Origin of the sequence: Tunturiibacter gelidiferens (assembly GCF_014201335.1) — a bacterium.
GTDB lineage: Bacteria > Acidobacteriota > Terriglobia > Terriglobales > Acidobacteriaceae > Edaphobacter > Edaphobacter lichenicola_E.
Genome location: NZ_JACHEB010000014.1, coordinates 1 through 20,626 on the forward strand (window position 1 = coordinate 1; position 20,626 = coordinate 20,626).

General features: G+C 55.1%; 22 protein-coding genes and 1 tRNA gene. 10 read left to right on the forward strand and 13 right to left on the reverse strand.

What is annotated here, in order from left to right:
- Positions 1–9: 9 nt before the first annotated feature.
- Positions 10–324, forward strand: a complete 315-nt coding sequence (locus HDF14_RS27745; protein WP_406707262.1) for a carboxypeptidase-like regulatory domain-containing protein — start codon at positions 10–12, stop codon at positions 322–324.
- A 134-nt stretch (positions 325–458) separates the two neighbouring features.
- Here the strand turns inward: HDF14_RS27745 and HDF14_RS22950 are convergent, their stop codons facing one another.
- Positions 459–647, reverse strand: a complete 189-nt coding sequence (locus HDF14_RS22950) for a hypothetical protein (protein WP_183981101.1) — start codon at positions 645–647, stop codon at positions 459–461.
- A gap of 539 nt (positions 648–1,186) precedes the next feature.
- On the opposite strand from HDF14_RS22950, the gene HDF14_RS22955 reads away from it, so the two are divergent.
- Entirely contained in the window at positions 1,187–2,629 is a 1,443-nt protein-coding gene (locus tag HDF14_RS22955) for an alpha-L-fucosidase (RefSeq protein WP_183981102.1), read from the forward strand.
- A gap of 94 nt (positions 2,630–2,723) precedes the next feature.
- Here HDF14_RS22955 and HDF14_RS22960 read toward each other — a convergent pair whose 3' ends face one another.
- The 5 genes from HDF14_RS22960 to HDF14_RS22980 are packed head-to-tail and all read right to left on the reverse strand — an operon-like array spanning position 2,724 to position 7,434.
- Positions 2,724–4,025 carry an enolase C-terminal domain-like protein gene (locus tag HDF14_RS22960; protein ID WP_183981103.1) on the reverse strand — a complete coding sequence of 434 codons (1,302 nt, stop codon included), beginning with the start codon at positions 4,023–4,025 and terminating at the stop codon, positions 2,724–2,726.
- 39 nt (positions 4,026–4,064) lie between these two features.
- Positions 4,065–5,381, reverse strand: coding sequence for an L-fucose:H+ symporter permease (gene fucP / locus HDF14_RS22965; protein WP_183981104.1), 1,317 nt, complete (start codon positions 5,379–5,381; stop codon positions 4,065–4,067).
- Positions 5,378–6,229 (reverse strand): amidohydrolase family protein, encoded by an 852-nt coding sequence (locus HDF14_RS22970; protein WP_183981105.1) that lies wholly within the window; start codon positions 6,227–6,229, stop codon positions 5,378–5,380. The genes fucP and HDF14_RS22970 overlap by 4 nt, the downstream gene beginning before the upstream one ends.
- Positions 6,229–6,612, reverse strand: coding sequence for a D-ribose pyranase (gene rbsD / locus HDF14_RS22975; protein WP_183981106.1), 384 nt, complete (start codon positions 6,610–6,612; stop codon positions 6,229–6,231). The genes HDF14_RS22970 and rbsD overlap by 1 nt, the downstream gene beginning before the upstream one ends.
- 6 nt (positions 6,613–6,618) lie before the next feature.
- Positions 6,619–7,434, reverse strand: a complete 816-nt coding sequence (locus HDF14_RS22980) for a fumarylacetoacetate hydrolase family protein (protein ID WP_183981107.1) — start codon at positions 7,432–7,434, stop codon at positions 6,619–6,621.
- Positions 7,435–7,604: 170 nt separating this feature from the next.
- Here HDF14_RS22980 and HDF14_RS22985 point away from each other — a divergent pair, with 170 nt between their 5' ends.
- Genes HDF14_RS22985 through HDF14_RS22995 form a run of 3 tightly spaced genes read left to right on the forward strand, consistent with a single transcriptional unit; the run spans position 7,605 to position 9,516 of the window.
- Complete coding sequence (locus tag HDF14_RS22985; RefSeq protein WP_260698522.1) at positions 7,605–8,396, forward strand: SDR family NAD(P)-dependent oxidoreductase; 792 nt, start codon at positions 7,605–7,607, stop codon at positions 8,394–8,396.
- A gap of 16 nt (positions 8,397–8,412) precedes the next feature.
- Positions 8,413–9,198, forward strand: coding sequence for an SDR family oxidoreductase (locus HDF14_RS22990; RefSeq protein WP_183981108.1), 786 nt, complete (start codon positions 8,413–8,415; stop codon positions 9,196–9,198).
- Between the two features lie 24 nt (positions 9,199–9,222).
- Complete coding sequence (locus tag HDF14_RS22995; RefSeq protein ID WP_183981109.1) at positions 9,223–9,516, forward strand: helix-turn-helix domain-containing protein; 294 nt, start codon at positions 9,223–9,225, stop codon at positions 9,514–9,516.
- 225 nt (positions 9,517–9,741) lie between these two features.
- Here the strand turns inward: HDF14_RS22995 and HDF14_RS23000 are convergent, their stop codons facing one another.
- On the reverse strand, positions 9,742–10,230 hold the full coding sequence (locus tag HDF14_RS23000) for an RES family NAD+ phosphorylase (RefSeq protein ID WP_183981236.1): 489 nt from the start codon (positions 10,228–10,230) through the stop codon (positions 9,742–9,744).
- 29 nt (positions 10,231–10,259) lie between these two features.
- Between HDF14_RS23000 and HDF14_RS27750 the strand changes: the two genes are divergently transcribed.
- Positions 10,260–10,571 (forward strand): histidine kinase, encoded by a 312-nt coding sequence (locus HDF14_RS27750; RefSeq protein ID WP_406707263.1) that lies wholly within the window; start codon positions 10,260–10,262, stop codon positions 10,569–10,571.
- A 276-nt stretch (positions 10,572–10,847) separates the two neighbouring features.
- Here HDF14_RS27750 and HDF14_RS23010 read toward each other — a convergent pair whose 3' ends face one another.
- From HDF14_RS23010 to HDF14_RS23030, 5 genes are all read right to left on the reverse strand, one after another.
- Positions 10,848–11,585, reverse strand: coding sequence for a sensor histidine kinase (locus HDF14_RS23010; protein WP_260698523.1), 738 nt, complete (start codon positions 11,583–11,585; stop codon positions 10,848–10,850).
- Positions 11,586–12,134: 549 nt separating this feature from the next.
- Positions 12,135–12,371, reverse strand: coding sequence for a hypothetical protein (locus HDF14_RS26170; RefSeq protein WP_221304843.1), 237 nt, complete (start codon positions 12,369–12,371; stop codon positions 12,135–12,137).
- 348 nt (positions 12,372–12,719) lie between these two features.
- Positions 12,720–13,349, reverse strand: a complete 630-nt coding sequence (locus HDF14_RS23020; protein ID WP_183981111.1) for a response regulator — start codon at positions 13,347–13,349, stop codon at positions 12,720–12,722.
- Positions 13,346–16,414 (reverse strand): sensor histidine kinase, encoded by a 3,069-nt coding sequence (locus HDF14_RS23025; protein ID WP_183981238.1) that lies wholly within the window; start codon positions 16,412–16,414, stop codon positions 13,346–13,348. Before HDF14_RS23025 ends, HDF14_RS23020 begins: the two co-directional genes overlap by 4 nt.
- A gap of 4 nt (positions 16,415–16,418) precedes the next feature.
- Positions 16,419–17,126 carry a hypothetical protein gene (locus HDF14_RS23030; protein ID WP_260698524.1) on the reverse strand — a complete coding sequence of 236 codons (708 nt, stop codon included), beginning with the start codon at positions 17,124–17,126 and terminating at the stop codon, positions 16,419–16,421.
- A 735-nt stretch (positions 17,127–17,861) separates the two neighbouring features.
- On the opposite strand from HDF14_RS23030, the gene HDF14_RS23035 reads away from it, so the two are divergent.
- From HDF14_RS23035 to HDF14_RS26175, 4 genes are all read left to right on the forward strand, one after another.
- Entirely contained in the window at positions 17,862–18,428 is a 567-nt protein-coding gene (locus tag HDF14_RS23035; RefSeq protein ID WP_183981112.1) for a TetR/AcrR family transcriptional regulator, read from the forward strand.
- Between the two features lie 47 nt (positions 18,429–18,475).
- Entirely contained in the window at positions 18,476–19,255 is a 780-nt protein-coding gene (locus HDF14_RS23040) for an SDR family NAD(P)-dependent oxidoreductase (RefSeq protein ID WP_183981113.1), read from the forward strand.
- A 114-nt stretch (positions 19,256–19,369) separates the two neighbouring features.
- Complete coding sequence (locus tag HDF14_RS23045) at positions 19,370–20,038, forward strand: SDR family NAD(P)-dependent oxidoreductase (RefSeq protein WP_313899672.1); 669 nt, start codon at positions 19,370–19,372, stop codon at positions 20,036–20,038.
- A gap of 23 nt (positions 20,039–20,061) precedes the next feature.
- Positions 20,062–20,205 carry a hypothetical protein gene (locus HDF14_RS26175; protein WP_221304844.1) on the forward strand — a complete coding sequence of 48 codons (144 nt, stop codon included), beginning with the start codon at positions 20,062–20,064 and terminating at the stop codon, positions 20,203–20,205.
- Positions 20,206–20,436: 231 nt separating this feature from the next.
- On the opposite strand, the gene HDF14_RS23050 is transcribed toward HDF14_RS26175, so the two are convergent.
- Positions 20,437–20,528: transfer RNA gene (locus HDF14_RS23050), tRNA-Ser, on the reverse strand.
- Between the last annotated feature and the right edge of the window lie 98 nt (positions 20,529–20,626).

The window sequence follows — 20,626 nt, forward strand, 5'->3', positions numbered from 1 at the left end:
GGTGCAGCAATTTCCTCCGCCGCTATCGAATTAGAGGATACCCACTCCCAGGCAATAGCCCGTACGATCACAGATTCTGCGGGCCGCTACCACTTGACCGTCCCCATTGCAGGAGTCTATCGGCTGACAGTCTCGCAGCCTGGATTCAGGACCTCGATCGTGGAAAACATGACGCTTTTGACGAGCACGAATCTAAGAGACGTGACCCTTCAGCTCGGCCTGGTTAAAGAATCTGGCCAACTCCCTGCCACCATGCCCGATAGTCGATCGATCTGTTCCTGGCCGCCTTCTGGTTGCATGCCCCAGTACAGGTTAACGGGGTAGGTCCTAGACCGTAAGACTAGATGGAAGTGAACGACTTAGGTCAGCCCGAACCGGGATGCCCCTATTTTTTCCCGAGCAGTGGTTGGCGGAGTACGGAGTGATTGATAGTCAATGCTTTGAGGAAAAGAACCTCATCACCTTGCTAAGGAGCCACCGTGGCTCATTGCCTCCTCTGCTGCAAGCTCCTTCATCCGTTTATTGAACTGGCGCATCTCTTTCGCGTGTTCCTTGGCTCTCAGACGCGCCTCTACAGATCCTTTATCATCTCTGTTATCGAATCCCATTGGCTTATATTGCTTCGTGAATTTGATCTTGCGGGGCACGCTTATCCTCTGTTCGCCGTCCGCTTTATTCGTTGCTTTTGACTCCGAAGCCTATCGGACTGCTCCTGGCCCAACTCAATATCCATTGGTCCCGGCCGCCGTTCCTTGAGTGTCTGCCTCACTAACTGAATGGCTCTGAACCGGCAGTTGGCCGATTCCATTAGGGCCAATGATCTGTGTGAAGGCCAACGGCGGTTTGTAGGTGTCAGAGAAGTCGAGTTTCATGTGTCGGCGATGTGGGCTGCTATGCAACAATCTTCATCGGCAGCTCTATGATCTCCTTGAACTACTTCGCGACTGACAATATTACGTTGGCTGGTTCTACTATCCGGACAACCGATAATTGGCCTCCTACAAGGAGCAAACGCTCAAGGCAAATAATGGTAAATTTCCTATTGGTTCCTCCAGACACGGCAATATTGATGTTCCTGCAATGGCCGCAAGAGTTGATTTCAGGGAGTTTGTACCCAGCGGTTGCCGCCGTTTGACTTGTGTTCGCATCGACAGCCTTTTTGACCACAGTTCCCCCAAGGAGACCAATGAAACTTGTGCGCGTTCATTTCACGGTGGTCCTTTTTTTTGCTGTTGCAGTGCCAAGTTACGCGCAGCTAGCAGGTAGCAAGCCAGATCCCTGGCCTGCACACCACACCGTTCCCTCCGTCCAGGACACCGAATCTCCAGCACAGCGCGATGCGCGCATGCAATGGTGGCGCGAAGCCCGCTTCGGCATGTTCATACACTGGGGCCTCTATTCGATCCCTGCCGGCACCTGGAATGGCCAGCGCATCCCGAACGTCGGTGAGTGGATCATGAACACAGCCTCCATCCCCGTCGCCGACTATAAGGCCCTCGCGCCTAAGTTCAACCCCACCGGCTTCAGCGCACACGATATCGTTGCCCTCGCCAAATCGTCCGGCATGAAGTACATCGTCATCACCGCCAAGCACCACGATGGCTTCGCCATGTTCGATTCCCAGGCCGACCCCTTCAACATCGTCGCCGCCACTCCTTTCCATCGCGACCCCCTGCGCGAACTAGCCGAAGAGTGCCGCAGGCAGGGCCTCAAACTCGGCTTCTATTACTCGCAGGACCAGGACTGGACTGCTCCCGGAGGCGCAGCCTACAAGACCGGCAACCACCAGCCCCCCACCTTCCACTGGGACAAGGCGCAGGACGGCGACTTCGCCGCCTACCTCCACACCAAGGCCATCCCGCAGCTCAAGGAGCTCCTCACCAACTATGGCGAATTCCCCGTCGTCATCTGGTTCGATACCCCCACCAAGGAGATGACACCCGCCCTCGCCGGCGAGATCGTCGCCCTCCTTAAGGAGCACCCCAATCTCATCTGGAACAACCGCCTCGGCGGAGGCTACCCAGGCGACACCGAAACACCTGAGCAGTACATTCCCCCGCAGGGGTTCCCCGGCCGCGACTGGGAGTCCTGCATGACCATGAACGATACCTGGGGCTACAAGTCCTACGACACCAACTTCAAGTCCACCGAGACACTCCTCCGCAACCTCATTGACATCGCTAGCAAAGGCGGCAACTACCTCCTCAACGTGGGCCCCGACTCCCACGGCATCGTACCCCCGCCCGAAGTTGAGCGTCTCCGCCAGATGGGCCAATGGCTATCCGTCAACGGTGAGGCCATCTACAACACCCAACCCACCCTCTTCGGCGGCGAAGCTGGCTCCTTCAGTACCACGGAGAAGAACGAGGAAGGAAACCCCAAATTCATCCCCGCATGGAACTGGCGCTCCACCACAACCGCCAACAAAATCTACATCGAAATCTTCACGTGGCCCAGCGGCGCCTTCCACCTCAGCAGGCTACCCCGCAATGTAACAAGTGCTTATCTACTGGCTGATAAAACTCACAAGTCATTAAAAATCACACGCAGCGGAGACGGCCTTGATGTCCAGCTTCCCGCAAAAGCGCTCGAACCCATCGCCACGGTCCTCGTTCTCAAGACCAATTAGATCGAGTGAAACTTTTCGTTAAGATCGAAGAGGGGCTTTTGGCGGCGGACACGTCGCCACTCTCGCACCGGTCGACTTTCGAGTCAACCGGCTTCTATGTCGAAGATGCCCAACCTTCGCCGCCTGGAAAGGAATACCTCTCCAGCGAATCCTGCTTGACCTGGATACTGTATCCCGGTGCCTGAGGCATCAGGTAGCGGCCGCGACGAATGCGTACAGGGTCAACAAAGTGCTCATGCAGATGGTCGACGTATTCGATCACGCGGTCCTGCATGGTGCGGCTGACGCGAAGGTAGTCGAAAGCCGAAAGATGTTGGACATACTCACAAAGGCCAACACCGCCGGCATGCGGGCAAACCGGCACGCTCATCTTTGCAGCCATGAGGAGGATTGCGAGATTTTCATTCACTCCGGCGACACGGCAACTGTCAATCTGGCAGACGTCGATCGCTTCGGCCTGCAGAAGCTGTTTGAACATCACACGATTGTGGCAATGTTCGCCGGTGGCGATACGCACGGGTTTGCATTCGCGACGTATGCGCGCGTGTCCCAGAATGTCATCCGGGCTTGTAGGTTCTTCCATCCACCACGGCTGTAGTTGAGCAAGCTGTCTGGTGCGGGCGATGGCCTCGGTCACGCCCCACTTCTGGTTGGCATCCACCATCAAGCAGTTTTCCCAGCCAATTTCCTCGCGCACAATCAAGCCGCGGCGAAGGTCGTCGGCAGGATCACCGCCCACCTTCAGCTTGAAATGCGTCCAGCCTTCGGCAATGCCCTCGCGAGCGAGACGGCGAATCTTGTCCTCGCTGTAGCCGAACCAGCCCACGGAAGTGGTGTACGCGGGATAGCCTTGGCGCACTAGCAGGTCTATGCGTTCTTGCAGGCTTTCCTGACCTTGGCAAAGAATTTCGATCGCCTCTTCGCGCGAAAGAAGATCGTCGATGTACTGGAAATCAATACAATCGGCGATGCGTTCTGCAGACATCTCTGCCAGAAGTCTCCATACCGGTTTTCCTTCGGCCTTCGCCCACAAGTCCCAGACCGCGTTGATCAGTGCACCGCACGCAAGATGGGTTACGCCTTTTTCCGGACCCAGCCAGCGGTATTGACTCTCACCTGTGAGCTCTCTCGAAAATGCCGCGAGGTCAGAAACGATGGAGTCGAGCGTGCGACCTTCAGCGTGCTTTCCCAGATGCTGCAATGCCTGCACACATAAATCCGTGCCGAGGCCCAGTGTGAAGGTCAATCCGTGGCCTTCAATTCCGGCATCCGTCTCTAGAATGCAGTAGGCAGCAGAATAGTCAGGGTTCTTGTTCACAGCGTCCGATCCGATCGCTTCGCGCGAGGTCGGGAAGCGGAGATCGACGGTCCGCACGCGCTCTATTCGAATATCCATTCGTTGCTCCACTCCCCCTCTAGCTGGATGCGATACACATCAGTTGATACTGACCACCACATTCGTTCGGCGAACTGCGACGAGTGCGTATGCGGCTACCACGACATAACAGGCTCCTGTCACGACATATCCCAATGCATAACTCGCATGTTCGCGCGCAAGATATCCGAGCGCAGGCGGAATGATCGCTCCACCTACGACCGACATCACAATCATGGAGCCCCCCAGCTTCGTCGCGCGTCCAAGGCCTTCCACGCCTGCGGCAAAGATTGTCGGAAACATAGGTGCCATGAAAAAGCTGCTCGTCAGCAGAGCGATGGCGCCGCTCATGCCCGGATGAGTAACGGCAAATGCCAAAAGCCCGCAGTTTACGAGCGCGTAGATCTGCACTAAGGTCATCGGCCGCACCCAGCGCATGAACAGGGTGGAAGCAATACGTCCGATCGCGAACATGACAAGACAGGCTGTCAGAAACTGGGCGGCACTCCGCTCGGGCAGGGGCGTGTACTGCTTCAGATACGGAATAAGAGCGGACCATGTCGAAATTTGCGCTCCGACGTAGAAGAATTGCGCCATCACCGCAAGCCAGAGGTATTTGGAATGAAGCACGTCGGAGAATCGCGCGCCTTCTGGCGAACTCTCCGCAACGGCACGGTCCGCGTGGAATGGTGTTCGCCAGATAAGGAACGCCCACAGGAACACCAACGCTCCTAAGCCAACGTACACGGGGACTACACGCATAATCTCGGAATGGAGATATGCGGCATATGTCCCGCGCGCCTTCATCTCCATCACCTGTGCCGGCAGCAACTCCACGCCGGAGAATATAAAGTATGTTCCTAGCAGAACGCCGGTGATGGTTCCAGGTGGATTGAAGGCCTGCGAAAAATTGAGACGACGCTGTGCGGTAGCAGGTGTTCCCGACTGCGCAATGAACGGGTTCGACGCAGTTTCGAGGACCGCCGATCCGCAACCGACAAGAAAGAGCGCGAACAGAAATGGGCCATAGTGGCCGGTGATTGCGGCCGGCCAGAAGCAGAGTGTTCCGGTACCAAACAAAATCAGTCCAGTCAGAATGCCGCCCCTGTAGCCCTTCCGCTCCATAAGCAAAGCTGCCGGAATCGCCATGCAGAAGTAACCGAAGAAAACGGCAGTCTGCACGAATTGCGCTTGCATCGCAGAAAGCTCGAACGATTTGCGGAACTGCTGCACAAGAATGTCTGTGAGGTTGTTCGACATCCCCCACAGGAAGAACAGTGCGGTGACGAGGATGAACGCACGCTTCGGTCCGGCTGGTAACAGGGAGCCACTGGACTTGACTGAGGTGACGGATGAGTCCGGGAGTTGGATGCTCATCGGACCTCCCGCGGAACGCCGACCGTGAGTCCATAGAAGCTGCGCGCGATCCCGCCGAAAAATGCAGAGCGCTCCTCGCTCTTGAAGCCAGAGGTGTATTGTTCGAGGACTGACCACCACTTCTTATAGGTGGCTGCGACCATGAGAACGGGCCAGTCTGATCCGGCCATGCATCGTTCCGCGCCGAAGGCCTCTAGCACGGTGTCCAGATAGGGACGCAGGGGCTCGAGTGACCAGACCTGCCAGTTCGCCTCGGTCACAAGCCCAGACACCTTGCACCACACGTTGCTGCGCCGTGCTAACTCCAGCATCTGCTGCTTCCACGGCTCGAGTTCGGCACTCTTGATCTGCGGCTTTGCACAATGATTAATTACGAAGCGCTGGTTAGGGTGCCGATCGACGAAGTCGATGACCTCGTTCAACTGCGCTGAGTAGACCAGCACGTCGTAGGTGAGTCGATTTGCAGTCAAGTACCGAATTCCTCGATTGAAGCCTTCTCCGCCTAGAAAACCGGCCGGCTCAGACTGAAGAATGTGCCTTAGCCCCACCAACTTCCGGTACGAGAGGAGAGGTTCGATGCTCTTTTCAAAATCGGCATCAGCAATCGGTCCCCAACCCACTACGCCTGCAATGGCATCCGACGCTGCCGCCTGCTGCAGGAGCCACTCCGTCTCGTCGACCGTCTGTCGCGCCTGCACCACGACCGTCGCATCGACTCCTGCGCTCGCCATCTGCTGCTCAAGCTCCGGTAGAAGGAAGTCGCGACGCAGGAGTGCCATGTCGTCGGTGATCCATCCGAACTCCTCTGGGGTATAGCGCCATAGGTGATGGTGAGCGTCGATCCGCATTATGCCGACTCCAGGATCACGTTCCCATACGGCATTGTGTCACCGGTGCGGATGAGACCAATTGCGTGCGGCACGCGCTTCTTAAAGTCAACGTGAGGTTCGAACTCAAGCTTTGACAAGAGAGCGGCATAGCCGTTCACGACCGAAGCATCGTTGTGCTCCCGAAACTCAGACGCCATCCAGGATCGTCCAACCACGAAGTTGGGCAGTAGGGCGTGAAGCACGTCCAGAACGCGCGGGATATCGTTCACCAAGGCTATATCGATCGTTTCGATCTGGGGCCAGAACGGAAATCCGCGATCTGCGATCACCAGCGTGTTGGTGTGGCGCACTCGAGCGAGCAGCGAATTGATATGGGGATTGAGAATCCCTGACTTCAGCACAATTCTCTACCTCTCAACTGCAACGGTCCGATTGCGCAGCGATCCGATCTTTTCAATCGTGATCACGACATCTTCCTCAGGCTTGAGCCAGCGTTGTGGTGTGCGTCCTAAACCAACGCCGGGCGGCGTGCCAGTGCTGATGATGTCGCCCGGCTCCAACGGTGTGATGCTGGAGATGTATTCAATCAGTGCCGGGATACGGAAGATGAGGTCGCGTGTGTTCGCGGACTGGAGCGTCTCTCCAGCGACGACACACTCAATGTTCAGAGCATGCGGGTCGCCAACTTCGTCCGCAGTAACGATCCACGGGCCCAGTGGTGTAAAGGAAGGGAAGCTCTTCCCCAGCGTCCATTGCGTGGTGGCAAGCTGTACTCCGCGAGCGCTTACGTCATTCAAGATGGTGTACCCGAAGACGTACTCCTTCCAGGCGGCCGCTGCGATATTGTGGCCGCCCTTGCCGATCACCACGGCTAGTTCCGCCTCATAGTCGGGCTGGGTCGCCTGCGGCGGTAGGAAGATTGGCATTTCTGGACCAGTGATGGAGGATGTCAGCTTCAGAAAGACAGTCGGGACATCCTGCACCTTCATCTGTGATTCGGCCGCATGTTCCACGTAGTTTAGACCAATCCCGAAGATGCGCGGAGGATTCAACAATGGCGGCTGCAGCGTGACATCGCTCAGTAAGACCGATGCTCCTTCCGCGATAAGCGTCTGTCCGCCGGCGATGGTATTCAGCATGCCCTGGACAAGGGGGAAGACCTCACCCTCTTCTACGACTCCAGCGCGCGAAACACCCTCATGAATGTAGGTAACTAGCTTCATATAGCTTTCAAGATTACTCTGCGCATGTCGGAAATGTGTGCCCCAAGTGAATTGATGAAGTGTAAGTTGCAGTACTTGTTTTCGTCAATGAAAATATGCTTTCATGTGTAGAGCGCCCTTGGGTCCTTCAAATATTCGACGCCCAGGGAGAATTGACAAGAAGACTCGTCATGGCTAAAACGAGAGGCGACTACATGGAAGAGTTCAATCTCACAGGCAGACTGGCCATCATCACTGGCGGAGCAAGCGGCATCGGCAGAGCCATTGCTGAGCGCTTCGCGCAGGCTGGAGCCCGCATCGCGGTGCTCGATCTCCGCGCTGACGCCGCCGAAGCTGTCGCTGCGTCGCTTGGAAATGGATCCGTAGGATTTGGGTGCGATGTTTCCGATGAGGACAGCGTCGCGGAAATATTCGCAAAGATCGATGCGATGAATACGACCCAGATTTTGGTAAACAGCGCCGGCATTGCGCACGTGGGATCGCTCGACACAACCAGCGTGGAGGATTTTGACCGTCTGTTTCGGGTCAATGTTCGAGGCACATTTCTCGCCATGCGATCTGCGGTGGAGCGCATGCGTCCCCACAAACACGGTGTAATTCTGAACATGGCGTCTATTGCCGCGACTGCAGGATTACAGGACCGGTTTGCCTACTCCATGACGAAGGGGGCGGTGCTATCAATGACTCTTTCCGTTGCCCGCGATTATCTGGCAGACGGCATTCGCTGCAACTGCATCTCGCCGGCGCGTGTTCACACGCCATTTGTGGACGGTTTTCTGGCAAAGAATTATCCTGGCCGCGAGGCGGAACAAATGGCGAAGCTGGCCGCCGCGCAACCCATTGGCCGAATGGGCCAGCCGGCCGAAATCGCCTCACTCGCGCTTTTTCTCTGCTCGGATGCCGCCAGTTTCATCACCGGCGCCGACTACCCGATCGACGGCGGCTTCTCCAACCTTCGCTGAAGAAAGCAGGAAAAAAATGGACCTCGGATTGAGAGATGCCGTCATCGCAGTGACCGGCGGAGGTGCTGGAATCGGTGAAGGCATCTCTCGCGCTTGCCTCGCTGAAGGTGCGCGCGTTGTCGTTCTAAGCCGTGTGTCAGACAACGTGAAGCGCTTCATGGCGGAGATGGAACAGAAGGGAGAACGTGTCGAGCTGATCGAAACGCATCTGGGCGAGATGGACCAATGCCAGGCCGCCGTTGCAGCGATTAGTCAACGTTACGGTCGGCTTGACGGGCTGGTGAACAATGCCGGCGCCAACGACGGAGTTGGGCTCGAGTCCGGCACACCTGAGCGCTTCATGGAGAGTCTCCGTCAGAACCTGCTGCATTACTATGCCTTGGCTCATTACATGTTGCCGATGCTGAAAGCCTCGAAAGGTTCAATTGTCAACATTAGCTCCAAGGTCGCGTTGACGGGACAAGGAAACACGTCTGCCTATGCCGCCGCCAAAGGCGCGCAACTTGCGTTGACCCGCGAATGGGCGGCGGAGCTGCTCCCGTTCGGAATTCGGGTGAATGCCGTTCTTCCTGCAGAGGTGATGACGCCGCTCTACCGACGCTGGCTGGACACTTTGGGAGATCCAAACAAAGAGCTCCGTCGCATTGAAAGCCGCATCCCTCTTGGTCATCGCATGACCACCATCCAGGAAATGGGTTCGATCGCGGCCTATCTGCTATCGCCCACGCAGTCCTCTCACACGACGGGGCAGCAGATCGTGGTCGACGGCGGCTACACGCACCTGGACCGGTCCCTCGCCTAACCGTCTGCTATAGTCTGTTGACCAATGAAGGGCAAGAAGAAAACCCAAAACAAGATCTCGTACTCTACTCCGGCGCTGGAGAAGGGCCTCGACGTTATCGAACTGCTGGCTCACCAGCCAGCTGGACTGACAAAGAGCCAAATCGCGCGTGAACTCGATCGTACTGAGTCGGAAATCTTCCGCATGCTGGTCTGCCTGGAGGGGCACGGATACATCTCTCAGCTGCATGGCGACCAATACGCGCTGACCCTCAAACTCTTCAAGCTCGCGCACCGTCTTGCCCCGAATGAAGCAGATCGTCTCGCTCTGATTGTGTAACGCACCGGGGCTCCATTTACCTGCACCACCACGGCGCGACAGCACTCAGAGGCGCAGAACACATTCGCCAACGCTACAAGGAGGGAAGAGTTGCAGTTCGCTCCTGCCCCATGCGTCAGGATGAGACAGTCGCCAACCGGATCGGTCGGGTGGTGCAGAAATCCTCGAACCTGCAGCGCACGCTGCGGAACTCGCAAAATTTCCGGAAGTTGTTCATAGCAAGAATCAAGTCGCGGCCCACTGCTCCCGGGCTCCAACCATAAGCTGGTACTGCTTTCCTCTGCGAGGATTGTAGACTAGCGCGGGACGGAAACAAGCGACACAGTTCCCACCGAGGTTGCGGACGCTTGGATAGACGACTCCGTTCGATCCGGCGTGAAGTAGCAGATCGGCGAGTGCCTGGACGGGGGCGTAGCACTCCGGCACTGGTTCGGGCAAAAGGCAAGTCTCTATCTCGTGCGGATCAAGGTGGCTGTACACGCCAGAGAAGCCTGCAAGAAAATCTTGATAGTCGAAGGTTAAGGCGGCAGTGATACGCGTGTCTTGTAGGAATCGGCGCTTATGGAAGGCGACCTCTGCGAACGAAGTCTCCAATTCCACTCCGGCGTACCATGCACCACGTCGGAGGGTGTTGAAGCGCGATCCTTCCGGGTGCGGATGGCAGAAGGACGCGTTGACAATGTGAGCCTCCGAGGCAACTTGAAGGAATTCAATCCGCCCAGCAAGCCTTTTCTCAGCAACTGATTGCTTCGCAGGAAAGCGAGCGCCGGCGCATCTCGGGCGAGTTACACGATAGCCTGGGACAAAGACTTATCGTCATCAAGAACCACGCGCTCTTTTGCTCCGGCCCAGAGCAGATGCTTCCCTCGCGATCGGTGAAACAAGGAACCGTAACTAGAGAGCGTGCCTCACTATTAGGTGGAATCGTAGATATTCAAAGCCAACCGGGCGCCGGCACTTTTCTGTCAGTAAATTTCGATCTGAGAGACCGTAAGAGGGAAGTGGCTTCTCGGAACTTAAAGCGCGCGAGTAATATCATTTGGCGCATAGGTTGAACGGCGTTGCATCTGGTCGTTGCACGGTTTGGGCAGTTCGGGACGGTACAGATAGATTCTGAAGTTGCTTGGTCCCAACGAAATGAAATTTGGAAAAGGTCGTCCGCTGAATATCTAGCAGCAGTGCTTGCAGCATGGATTGCTGGAAAGGCATTTTTTGTCGTTGGTCGACCCGTTGGACTTCATTGTTACGGCAAACGAGGGCATAGAATCTCCCGATTGCTGGATATCTTGCATTCCGGAATTTCACAAGCGCCCATCTCGGTTGTTAATTATTTATGAGCAGTTCGCAGATCCATTGCCGCAGATTTCGAAGCCGGTTCTACCACTCTTCAGGTTTTCTAAAGGTAAAAATCTGTTCTTTGTCAGGGTCAGTGTGAATACTGTCCCTTCTCGATTGGATTTCTCAAGGCGGACGCTGCCACCGTGCTCTTCAGCGATTCGACGAGCAAGGGTGAGCCCAAGGCCTGTTCCGTTGGGTTTTCCTGCGGTCACGAACGGATCGAACAAAGTCCTCCTCACAGAGGCAGGTACACCAGGACCATTGTCCATGATCGTGATGTAGATCCGTTCATCGACTTCCGTAAGGTGGACCTTCACCGCAGGCACGTGAGTTGAGCTTGCCGCAGCTTGGCAGGCATTGAGCAGCAAGTTATAGATGGCACTTTCAAGATTCCTCGCATCGATGCCTGCTTCCGTCGACGGGAACTTGCCAACTGTGATGGACACGTTGCGCCCGTCTGGATGAAACTTCACTGCCGCAACGGCTTTCTCAACAACCAAGGAAACGCGCGCATGAATAAGTGGGCTTTTCCGTCCGCTACCGAATTGCAGTAATGAATCAATGCGCTCCGTCATCGCGAGCACTGCTTCTTGAATTTCGAGCAGCAGATTAGCCCGCACGCTCGCACATATATCGTGGCTCTCGAGGAACTCGGCGTTCGCATAGATCGCTGTGAGCGAGTGGCGCATATCGTGGGATATCGAACATGCCATCCTGCCGATTGCCGACATCCTCTCTGCCTCTATCAGTTGGCCTGGTGCACGCCTCTGCGGTTCGTTTCGCAGATTCAGGCCAACGCCCTTATCAAACACAAGAATATTGCCACGGTCTGAAATCGTTAGTTTCCTAAGTTGTGTTCTCACCGTTCCCCCTATGATCTGGAGACATAGATCTAATGACTGGCGCCTTTTGTCGCTACTACCACAGACATGATTGCTTTGAAACGTAAGTTGCGTTGAACACCTACGATCGTGCCATAAAGGCGACCAACTCAGGCAGGATTGTCGGTAGGATGGTGAGGAAACAAGAAAGATAATCTAAATGGAACATCGCGAACCGACCCTCCCATTGAAGCTTCCCCTGATTCAGAGAATTAGTTATTCGTAACTCTCGGATCCGTCTCCGTGCTCGATCCTGTTGAAGTGACTATGAAGGAAGACTCGGATGATTGCATCCCGCTAAGGGGGGTATTTTCAACGCTAGTGACTGGTGCGCATCCGATACCACTATTTAGGGACGATTTCATACCCCGGACGTGTGCACAACTGTTGCGTTCAATCTCAATCAAGTGCGGAATCTTCTTGCGAATCATCGACTAGGTCAACGCGGCCCTCAGGAATAATGATTTCGCGACGACCGAAGAGCCGCGCATCAAGCGAAAAGGCGCCTGGGCCAAGCAAGACAAGCGCGGTGGATATCGCAGCCAGATTGAAAGCAGCTAACGCATTGATGTGGTTGGTCGCTTTCGTCATCAGAAAAGACGAAACGCCCGTCATGAGATAACCAATTGTTGCCATGGCGGTTGCAGCAGGTGTAAGAAAGCCGAAGAAAATTGCCGATCCAACAACGATTGCGAGCGATCCAACTGCCCAAACGCTAATCGAGTGACTGCTGGGTTCGCCGAGCACGTCAACTCCGCAAATGATTGCATTAACTGCGACCGTAAGCCGCAGAAAGATGAGACCGATGCCTGGCCAACCCTCCGGGAAGCTGGAAAAGAGTCGCTGCAGCGGATGCCTCCTCGGGACACAAAACGTGCCAGCAAGAGACTAGCTTCTTTCGCCGCGAATTGGACCCCCAGATCGAGTGCTTTTCTGAGACTACCCGCGGACTCTTCGTACTTTCTCTCTGGAGTAAGCGTCGAGCTAGAGATGTATGATCCCGCGTCTAATTCCGATAGCGACGGCCTCGGTGCGATCGCTTGCACCGAGTTTCTCCATGATGTGCTTAATATGTCCCTTTACTGTGTCCTCAGAGATGAAAAGGAGCGCAGCGATGTCGCTGTTTCGATTTCCGCCGGCAACCTTCTCAAGGACCTCAACCTCTCGCTTGCTCAACGTTTCATCCCCAAGATGCTCCATCAGCTGAACTGCGACCTCGGCAGGGATGTGTTTCTGCCCCGCATGCACCTTGCGGATCATTTCTACGAGCTGTTTTCGGGGCATGCTTTTGAGCATGTAGCCTTGCGCTCCCGCCTCCAGTGCGCGCTGGATCTCGGCGTCTCCTTCAAACGTTGTAAGCATGATGACACGGGCATTCGCGAACTCTGTGCGAATGGCGAGCAGCGCATCGATGCCCCCCATATCAGGCATCCGGATATCCATAAGTGTTACATCGGGCCGATGTTCACGAAATCCCCGAATGGCGTCGTGTCCAGTTGATGCTTCTGCAACCAATTGCATGTCGGGTTCATTTCTGATGACGGTCGCAATACCTTCCCTCATAAGAGGATGGTCGTCAACGCAGAAGATTCGAATCCGAGGGGGAGCGCTCATTTTTGTACTCGCTTCTCTTTGTCACGCTTCGGCATCTCTAGCCTCTCTCGGCTGAGCCAACGGAACCACCGGGATATGGGGTCGTTCGAATCTTTTTCGAATGCGATCGAGCCAGGAACGGTTAGGTCCACTTCAGTTCCTGCGCCAATACGGCTCCGAAGTCTTAGATTAGCGCCAATTCTTTTGGACCGCTCTCGTATGCCCACGAGTCCCCAGTGTCCCTCAAGACCTGAATGTAGCACCTGAGGATCAATTCCACGGCCATCGTCGCGCACCAATACCCTAAGATGTCTGCTCGCATATTCTACTTCGACTTCGATACGGTTCGCGTGCGCGTGCATAAAAGCATTCAAAAGAGCCTCGCGGCCAATGAGGTAGACTTCATCGCGGATCAGCGGTCGCAATGGACGCGTACCACTGTCAACGATAACGCGGTAGTCAGTTTTGCCGTCGAGGGGGAACTCCTGTCGCAGTCGCGAGAAGGCAGTCTCAAGGCTTTGGTTGCCCGATTCCGTTGTGCGGAGCCCACGGAGCGTATTTCTGCCTTCTTCAGTGACTGTACCCATCAATTGCAGAACCCGTTTCAAGAGAGGTTTAGCGGGAGAATCCTCTGGGAGTTGGTCTTCAGCTACATCAAGCTGGAGAGAGGCACTCAGAACACCTTGCAGTAGCGTGTCATGCAATTCCTGTGCAATCCGCGTACGTTCGGCGAGCCGTTCCTGGAAACCAACATTCAATCGTTTCGTCAATTGATGAATGTGCAACCGATAAATGGCGAGGATCGTCAGGCAACATCCTGCAAGACAAGCTACTCGAAACCACCACGTTTGCCAGAACGCGGGTTCGATGACGAAAGGAACAGAAGTCTCCGGGCCATTCCAAAGGCCTACGCGGTTGGAGGCAACAATGCGGAAAAGATATGTGCCAGGACCCAGGTTTTTATAGACAACCTGCCTTGACGCAACGGTGTCGCTCCAACCTTGATCGGAGCCATCGAGCTTATAGCGAAAACGGATGCGTCCCGGCACGGCCAGGTTCGTACTCCCGTAATTCAAGGTAATGCTCTGAACTCCAGAGGGAATCTCGATGGGGTTCTGCGGATTCACCTGACTCCCTCCAGCAGACATAGATTCGATTCGTACCGTGACTGGAACCGAAGTTTTGGAGATGACGATAGGATCGGCCATGGACAAACCCGACTTACGTGAGATCCAGATGCGGCCTTGAGGATCGACAACTATGGAGCGCTCGCGACCCACGCCTTCTACCCCCAAGAGGCCGTCGTCGATTCCGTAGCTTTGAACATCTGTGTCAGAGAGCGAACCGCTCAGAAGCCTCTCCTGGTTCACCCGAAGTACGTGGTCTGAGGTGGTGAACCAGAGCGAACCCATGCCGTCTTCCGCAACTCCGAAGATTTGCTCCCGTAATGCCTCCGGCAGCCTCGCTGGAACTTTGATCTTTCCGGAGGATAGGAACGCCAGGCCGTCAGAAGTTAAGATCCAGAGCACATGCTTCGTGTCTTCAAAGATGGTTCTTACCATTGACGATGGTAAGCCATCACTGGCTGTGTAATTGGTCCAGTGTCCATTCGCGAACGAAGCCAGACCGCTTGGGGTAGCCAACCACGTTGTCCCGTCGAAACTCTCGACTATGGAATTGACAGCATTTGATGGGAGTCCACTGGAGTCCGAATAATTCGTGAATTTCCCGCCCTTCAATCTGCTGACGCCAGCGCTCACAGTCCCAGCCCATATCGTCCCATCGCGATCACGGTGCACCGAATAAACGCTGTTCTGCGCAAGGCCATCCGCCTGTGTATAGCTGCGGGCAATAAATGAATCGCCTTTTTCGGTCAACACTGTGAGACCGCCATGTTGCCGCCCAACGCAGACTTCACCATCACCGCTGCTGATGGAATACACAACATCGTGTTCCAGTCCGTCGAGAGTTATATGGCCAACTTGCCCTTCCTTCATCCAGTAAAGACCACCGGAGGGTGGCGCAAACCAGATCCGCCCCGTGGAGTCGGCGTCGACTGAGTCAATGCCGCTTGACGGAAGACCGTCAGAAGTCGAATACGTTGTAAGCATCCCATTTCGAAGTCGCTCGACTCCTCGCGAGCCGCCGAACCAAATATCTCCGTCGAGGTCTTCATAGATTGCTGTTACTTCGAACCCAGGTTTTGGATTGAGTTGGTCGAGTGAAACAGCGCCCGATGGAGTGATGCGCACGATGCCATGGTTCGTTCCAATCCACACGTTTGCGTCCGAGTCTCTGGCCATCGCCAGAATCTGGAGCTGCTTAAGCGAAGAAGGAAAGTCGAGATGGGCCAGTACGCCGCTCTCCCACAAATTAATTCCGCTGTCTGTTCCAATCCACAGACCGCCAGTCTCTGCGGGTAGAAGGGCATTGATCTTCGAATCCTTGAGCTCTTGGGCTACTTTGGAAATGTGCCCTTGGCTCAGACGAAAGAGACCGTTATCTTGCGTACCGAGCCAGATACTCTGGTCTCGCGTCGCAGCTAGTGAGATGACATTACCGGGACTTTGCTCTGCGTTGACTATCGTCTCCAGGCGCCCACCCTCGTATCGAAATGTCCGCTCTCCGAGCCCGGGGAGAATGACGCGGCCCTCGTAGTCGGAAAGGATCGATGTAAAGGTGATGTCCTGAAGATCAAACCGGGTGTATGGATCCTCGAAGTTCCCGTCATGATAAAGAAGCATGCGGGGGCCTTCGAGACGAATCCAGAGGTTCCCGTTGGCGTCTGTAGCGAGGCCGCGCACGGGACTAATCGGAGGCGAGTTCGGAAGTGGTCGCTGAATCAGAGTGAAATTGAACCCGTCGAATCGAACCAGACCTCTCTCGGTTCCAATCCACAAATAACCATCGGACGATTGGCGGATGGCGTAAATCCTTCCTCCAAGGAATCCTTTGTCCTCTCCCCACTTGTCATGTACGTATTGTGAGATTCTCCGGGTTGGGTCTAATCCAAAAGCAACATTCACAAGGCACAGCAGCGCGATTCCATTTACAAGTCCCGTACGTAGTCGATGCCTATGCACCATGTTTTCACGGCAGAAATTCAAATTTTTCAATCACAACCTCGACCGGTTGTTTAGTTGGGCTTTGCGAATGACGGTAACTGTACAAACCCATGTGAGCCGTTTCTTTGGCGGGAGTCGGAACCCCTGAGGTAAAGATGTGTTCACTCACAGTCGCCGTTCCGGGGCCTATCACCGATCCGCGGACAGTCTTAAAGGAAGCGCGCCCGGACTCCCAACGTAACATGTGCGTCAAAACGCCGGAGGGGGCCATGAATCGAGAGACGTTTTCAGGGATATAAAAAGGTTGGACAACATATTGCGCATTCTTGTTGTCTGCGATACCCCAACGGCTCAATTCGATGTCAAGTTCATTTCGAATGTCATCCGGTCGAAAGTCATCATTTGTATATAACCCCAGAGCAGCAGATGGGCCAAAATGACCGATATCTTGAACGACAAAGATATACGAACCATAACCCAGACTGCGGGTTAAGCTCACCTCCGCACATGTCCATACACCGTCATGCTCCTCCATTCGAAGGTGCAGATAGCCGTTCTTATCGGTCCACACGTTCGAAGGATCATAGGAGTTGGGTTGCCCTCCTCGGTCGCTCGCAGCGTTACGCACCCTCCAGTCATATCCACTAAAGTGAATGACCTTAGAAACAATCGGTGCAACAGGCTTACCCGTCGAAGTGGCGATTGCGACTACGCCGTTGCCTTCTGCAGGCAAGGTCGTAACCTTCGTCGCAGGATGAAAGCCGGGCTCAACTAGGATCGCTGCGTAATCTGTGCCGAGATGGGTCGAGTTCCTCCACGTTGAATCGGGCTGAATTTTCGTGAAAGGCTGATTCGCGAAAGGTTGAATCCACCAAATTCCGCTGCGTGCGTAAAGTACGATCTGTTGACCAGGTTTGGCGCCGTTCGCCCGCCCTTCGATAAAGTCCAGTTGTACCGGACCTCCAGGATTAGCAACGGGGACTAGCGTGATTTGAACGTTTGGCTTGGGAGGCACCTTACTCGAATTGCAGGCAGAGAGAAGGACGGTCACGAACACAAGAAGGATATTCGATCGAGGCTTCTTGAAGGAGGAAGTGTAAGGGCAATCTTTCATATTCCACCAAAGGTTCGCAATATTTTGACTGTTAGCGAAGCCCATTTTCTTCCCAAGATGCAGAAACGCAGAGGGTCAGGGGATTGACCCAAAAACACAATTCCGTAAGCAAAAGATTACACAACCTGCGGGCTATCGCACCACGTTTTTGGATTGTCGTAGCGTTGTCCTCAGATGCCAGTCATATTTATACGCTTCGACTGGGAATGCCGATGCTGATCTATGGAGAAACATTAGCGGTGCGTATGAGACAAACCTCCTTCCCACAGGACCTCGGAAGCTCCGGAGGCAGACTTGGTGCAAGTCGTCAGCGACATGGTTGACTGGCTAGACAGTTATCGATACACTACAATTATGCCGAGGCCGAAAAGCGACGACAAGCGAAGCGCCATTCTTGCTGCCGCGACTCGCATCATCGTGACGAAAGGGCTGAGCGCTCCCACGATGGGCATCGCCAAAGAGGCCGGCATCGCCAACGGTTCGCTCTTTACCTACTTCGAGACCAAAGCGGACCTATTCAATCAGCTTTACCTCGAGTTGAAAGCAGAGATGGCATCGACCGCAATGAAGGACTTCCCAGACCAAGTAGAACTTCGTGAGCAGTTCTTCCACGTCTGGCGGAACTGGATGAATTGGGCAGTCTCGTTTCCCGAGAAGCGTCGTGCTCTGGCGCAGCTAGTCGTTTCCGATGAGATCACTCCGGCCACTCGCGAAGCGGGCCATAAGATCATGGCAAAAATCGCCGAACTGATGGAGCGAAGTCGCGCTGACGGCCCGTTGCGCAACTCGCCCAGAAGTTTTGTTGCCGCGCTCATGAACTCTGTTGCCGAGGCAACGATGGACTATATGGTCCAAGACTCGAAGAATGCGAAGAAGCACTCCAGGGTAGGTTTCGACGCATTGTGGCGGATACTGGCGTGATTATTTGAGCTTTATTAATGACTGACTAGACAGACAAAGGAGACTCAATGTCGATAGAAACGCATGTAATCACCCCTAAAAAGATCGCGATTGTCACCGGTGGCAGTCGCGGTATCGGCCGCAACACGGTTGAGAGCCTCGCAAGACGCGGAGTAAATACGATCTTCACGTATCACACCCATGGCTCCGACGCGGAAGCGCTTGTTGTCGCGGTGAAACACGCGGGAGCGGAAGCCGTCGCTTTGCAACTCGACGCCGGCAACGTCGCGTCGTTCGATGCCTTCGTAGAGAGCGTGAAAAACGCGCTCTCTAAATTCGGAGTCACGCGCTTTGACTTTTTGGTCAACAACGCCGGTAACAGTCACCGCAACATGCCGTTTGAAACGGCGACCGAGGAAGAGCTCGACAGCATCTACAACGTCCATTTCAAGGGCGTTTTCTTCCTGACACAGAAGCTTCTTCCTCTCATCAACGACGGCGGGCGAATCATTAATGTGTCGACGGCAAGAACGCGCATTACCGGTCCGGGGGGCTCAATCTACGCATCGATGAAGGGCGCGGTTGAGGTGCTGTCGAAGCACATGGCGAAGGAACTCGGCCCACGAAGGATTACTGTCAACGTTGTAGCGCCAGGGGCTACAGAAACCGATTTCAGCGGCGGCATCGTCCGCGACAATCCTGCCGTGAACAAAAGGGTGGCTGAAGGGACAGCACTGGGGCGAGCAGGTGTTCCGGACGACGTCGGTCGGATGATTGCGTCGCTGCTCTCTGAGGACAATCGCTGGGTAAATGCGGAACGTATCGAGGTTACGGGAGGCTACGTTTAGGCGGTCCGCAAGGAGAAGCAGAGAAGGAAGAACAACGCGGACAATCCCACCGGCCAAAAGGCATACATCATCACCGGCCCGACCTCGGGTATTGGCCTGGCAACCGCATTCGAGGTGGCGAAACACGGCATTGTCGTCCTTGTTGGGCGCAATCGCGAAAAGCTCAACAAGTTGCACCAGGAGATCGAGCGAAAGGGCGGCCATGCGGTGTCGGTTGTGTGCGACTTATCGGATATCGCGAGCGTGCGACGCGCAGCTGCGGAGATCGGTGGGCTCCCTTTTCCGATCGCCGGCCCGGTCAGCAACGCAGGCATCATGCAGATGCGTCCGACCTGGAACGCGCTGGGATGGGACATGTCGTTCGCGACGAACCATCTCGGCCAGTTTGCGCTGACAGAGGCGCTCGTGCGAAGTCTCCCCAACGGTGCAAATGTCGTTTTCATCGTATCCGCTGTAGAAGATCCCGAACGCAAATCGGCCGTGGCTGCGGGGTTTCGAGGTGGTCGCTATATCTCCGCAGAGGCGAGTGCGCAGGCGGAATGGAAACCAGGCGGCGCCACAAAGCCGGGTTTCGATGCCTACGCTACTTCCAAACAAGCGATCCTTGCTGCGGCAATGGCATTCGCCCGCGAGACTCCACGGCTCCGCTTCAATGCGGTAGAGCCGGGCCTAAATCTTGCCACTGATCTCGGAGGGCGCGATGCATGGCTTTTGTGCGCTTTCTGCAGAGATACATCTTTCCGCTACTCGTTCCTCTGCTTATGCCCTTCATCAAAATATTGAGCACTCCGAAGCGCGCAGCGCGCGTGATCACCAAGGTGCTGCTCAATGAATCGGGTGAGACCGGCATCTATTACGACGAGCGCGGCCGCCCAATGCTCGCCTCAGCACTCGTGCGCGACGCAAAGTTTCAGGACCGCGTTGTTGCTGAGACGGCGCCCTCCTGGTGACGGATCCAACGTGAACCGTTGTTCGGGCTTCTTGGAAATGGCACTTTCGCGCTTTCGCAAGCAAGTCGTCTGCCATGAGAACCGCGCTTCTTGTTACTTGCCGGCTCGCCGCATCAAAGAACAGAAAGAGGAAGAACACGCTGAAGCTCGTCAGCGACAGCGTGCAGTCCAACGTCTGCTGGGATTGCCGTCACATCTCAAGCACTACGCGGAATTCTCTGGAGGGTTGAATGGCGGAGAGTGAGGGATTCGAACCCCCGATAGACTTACGCCTATGTCTGATTTCGAGTCAGGTGCATTCAACCGGGCTCTGCCAACTCTCCGCATTTTTATCAATCACCTGGACCACTCTTCCGCTTGACCGAAGTAGGGGTGCCAGTTGTGGTGTTAATTGCAGTCTGGGAAACTGTAACTAACCTAT

What these genes read in the sequence shown, in the direction of transcription:
- HDF14_RS22955 (WP_183981102.1), top strand. Translation starts at nt 1,187, where the DNA reads ATGAAACTTGTGCGCGTTCATTTCACGGTGGTCCTTTTTTTTGCTGTT.
- HDF14_RS22960 (WP_183981103.1), bottom strand. Translation starts at nt 4,025, where the DNA reads ATGGATATTCGAATAGAGCGCGTGCGGACCGTCGATCTCCGCTTCCCG.
- fucP (WP_183981104.1), bottom strand. Translation starts at nt 5,381, where the DNA reads ATGAGCATCCAACTCCCGGACTCATCCGTCACCTCAGTCAAGTCCAGT.
- HDF14_RS22970 (WP_183981105.1), bottom strand. Translation starts at nt 6,229, where the DNA reads ATGCGGATCGACGCTCACCATCACCTATGGCGCTATACCCCAGAGGAG.
- HDF14_RS22980 (WP_183981107.1), bottom strand. Translation starts at nt 7,434, where the DNA reads ATGAAGCTAGTTACCTACATTCATGAGGGTGTTTCGCGCGCTGGAGTC.
- HDF14_RS22985 (WP_260698522.1), top strand. Translation starts at nt 7,605, where the DNA reads ATGGCTAAAACGAGAGGCGACTACATGGAAGAGTTCAATCTCACAGGC.
- HDF14_RS22990 (WP_183981108.1), top strand. Translation starts at nt 8,413, where the DNA reads ATGGACCTCGGATTGAGAGATGCCGTCATCGCAGTGACCGGCGGAGGT.
- HDF14_RS22995 (WP_183981109.1), top strand. Translation starts at nt 9,223, where the DNA reads ATGAAGGGCAAGAAGAAAACCCAAAACAAGATCTCGTACTCTACTCCG.
- HDF14_RS23010 (WP_260698523.1), bottom strand. Translation starts at nt 11,585, where the DNA reads ATGTCGGCAATCGGCAGGATGGCATGTTCGATATCCCACGATATGCGC.
- HDF14_RS26170 (WP_221304843.1), bottom strand. Translation starts at nt 12,371, where the DNA reads ATGGCAACAATTGGTTATCTCATGACGGGCGTTTCGTCTTTTCTGATG.
- HDF14_RS23020 (WP_183981111.1), bottom strand. Translation starts at nt 13,349, where the DNA reads ATGAGCGCTCCCCCTCGGATTCGAATCTTCTGCGTTGACGACCATCCT.
- HDF14_RS23025 (WP_183981238.1), bottom strand. Translation starts at nt 16,414, where the DNA reads ATGGTGCATAGGCATCGACTACGTACGGGACTTGTAAATGGAATCGCG.
- HDF14_RS23035 (WP_183981112.1), top strand. Translation starts at nt 17,862, where the DNA reads ATGCCGAGGCCGAAAAGCGACGACAAGCGAAGCGCCATTCTTGCTGCC.
- HDF14_RS23040 (WP_183981113.1), top strand. Translation starts at nt 18,476, where the DNA reads ATGTCGATAGAAACGCATGTAATCACCCCTAAAAAGATCGCGATTGTC.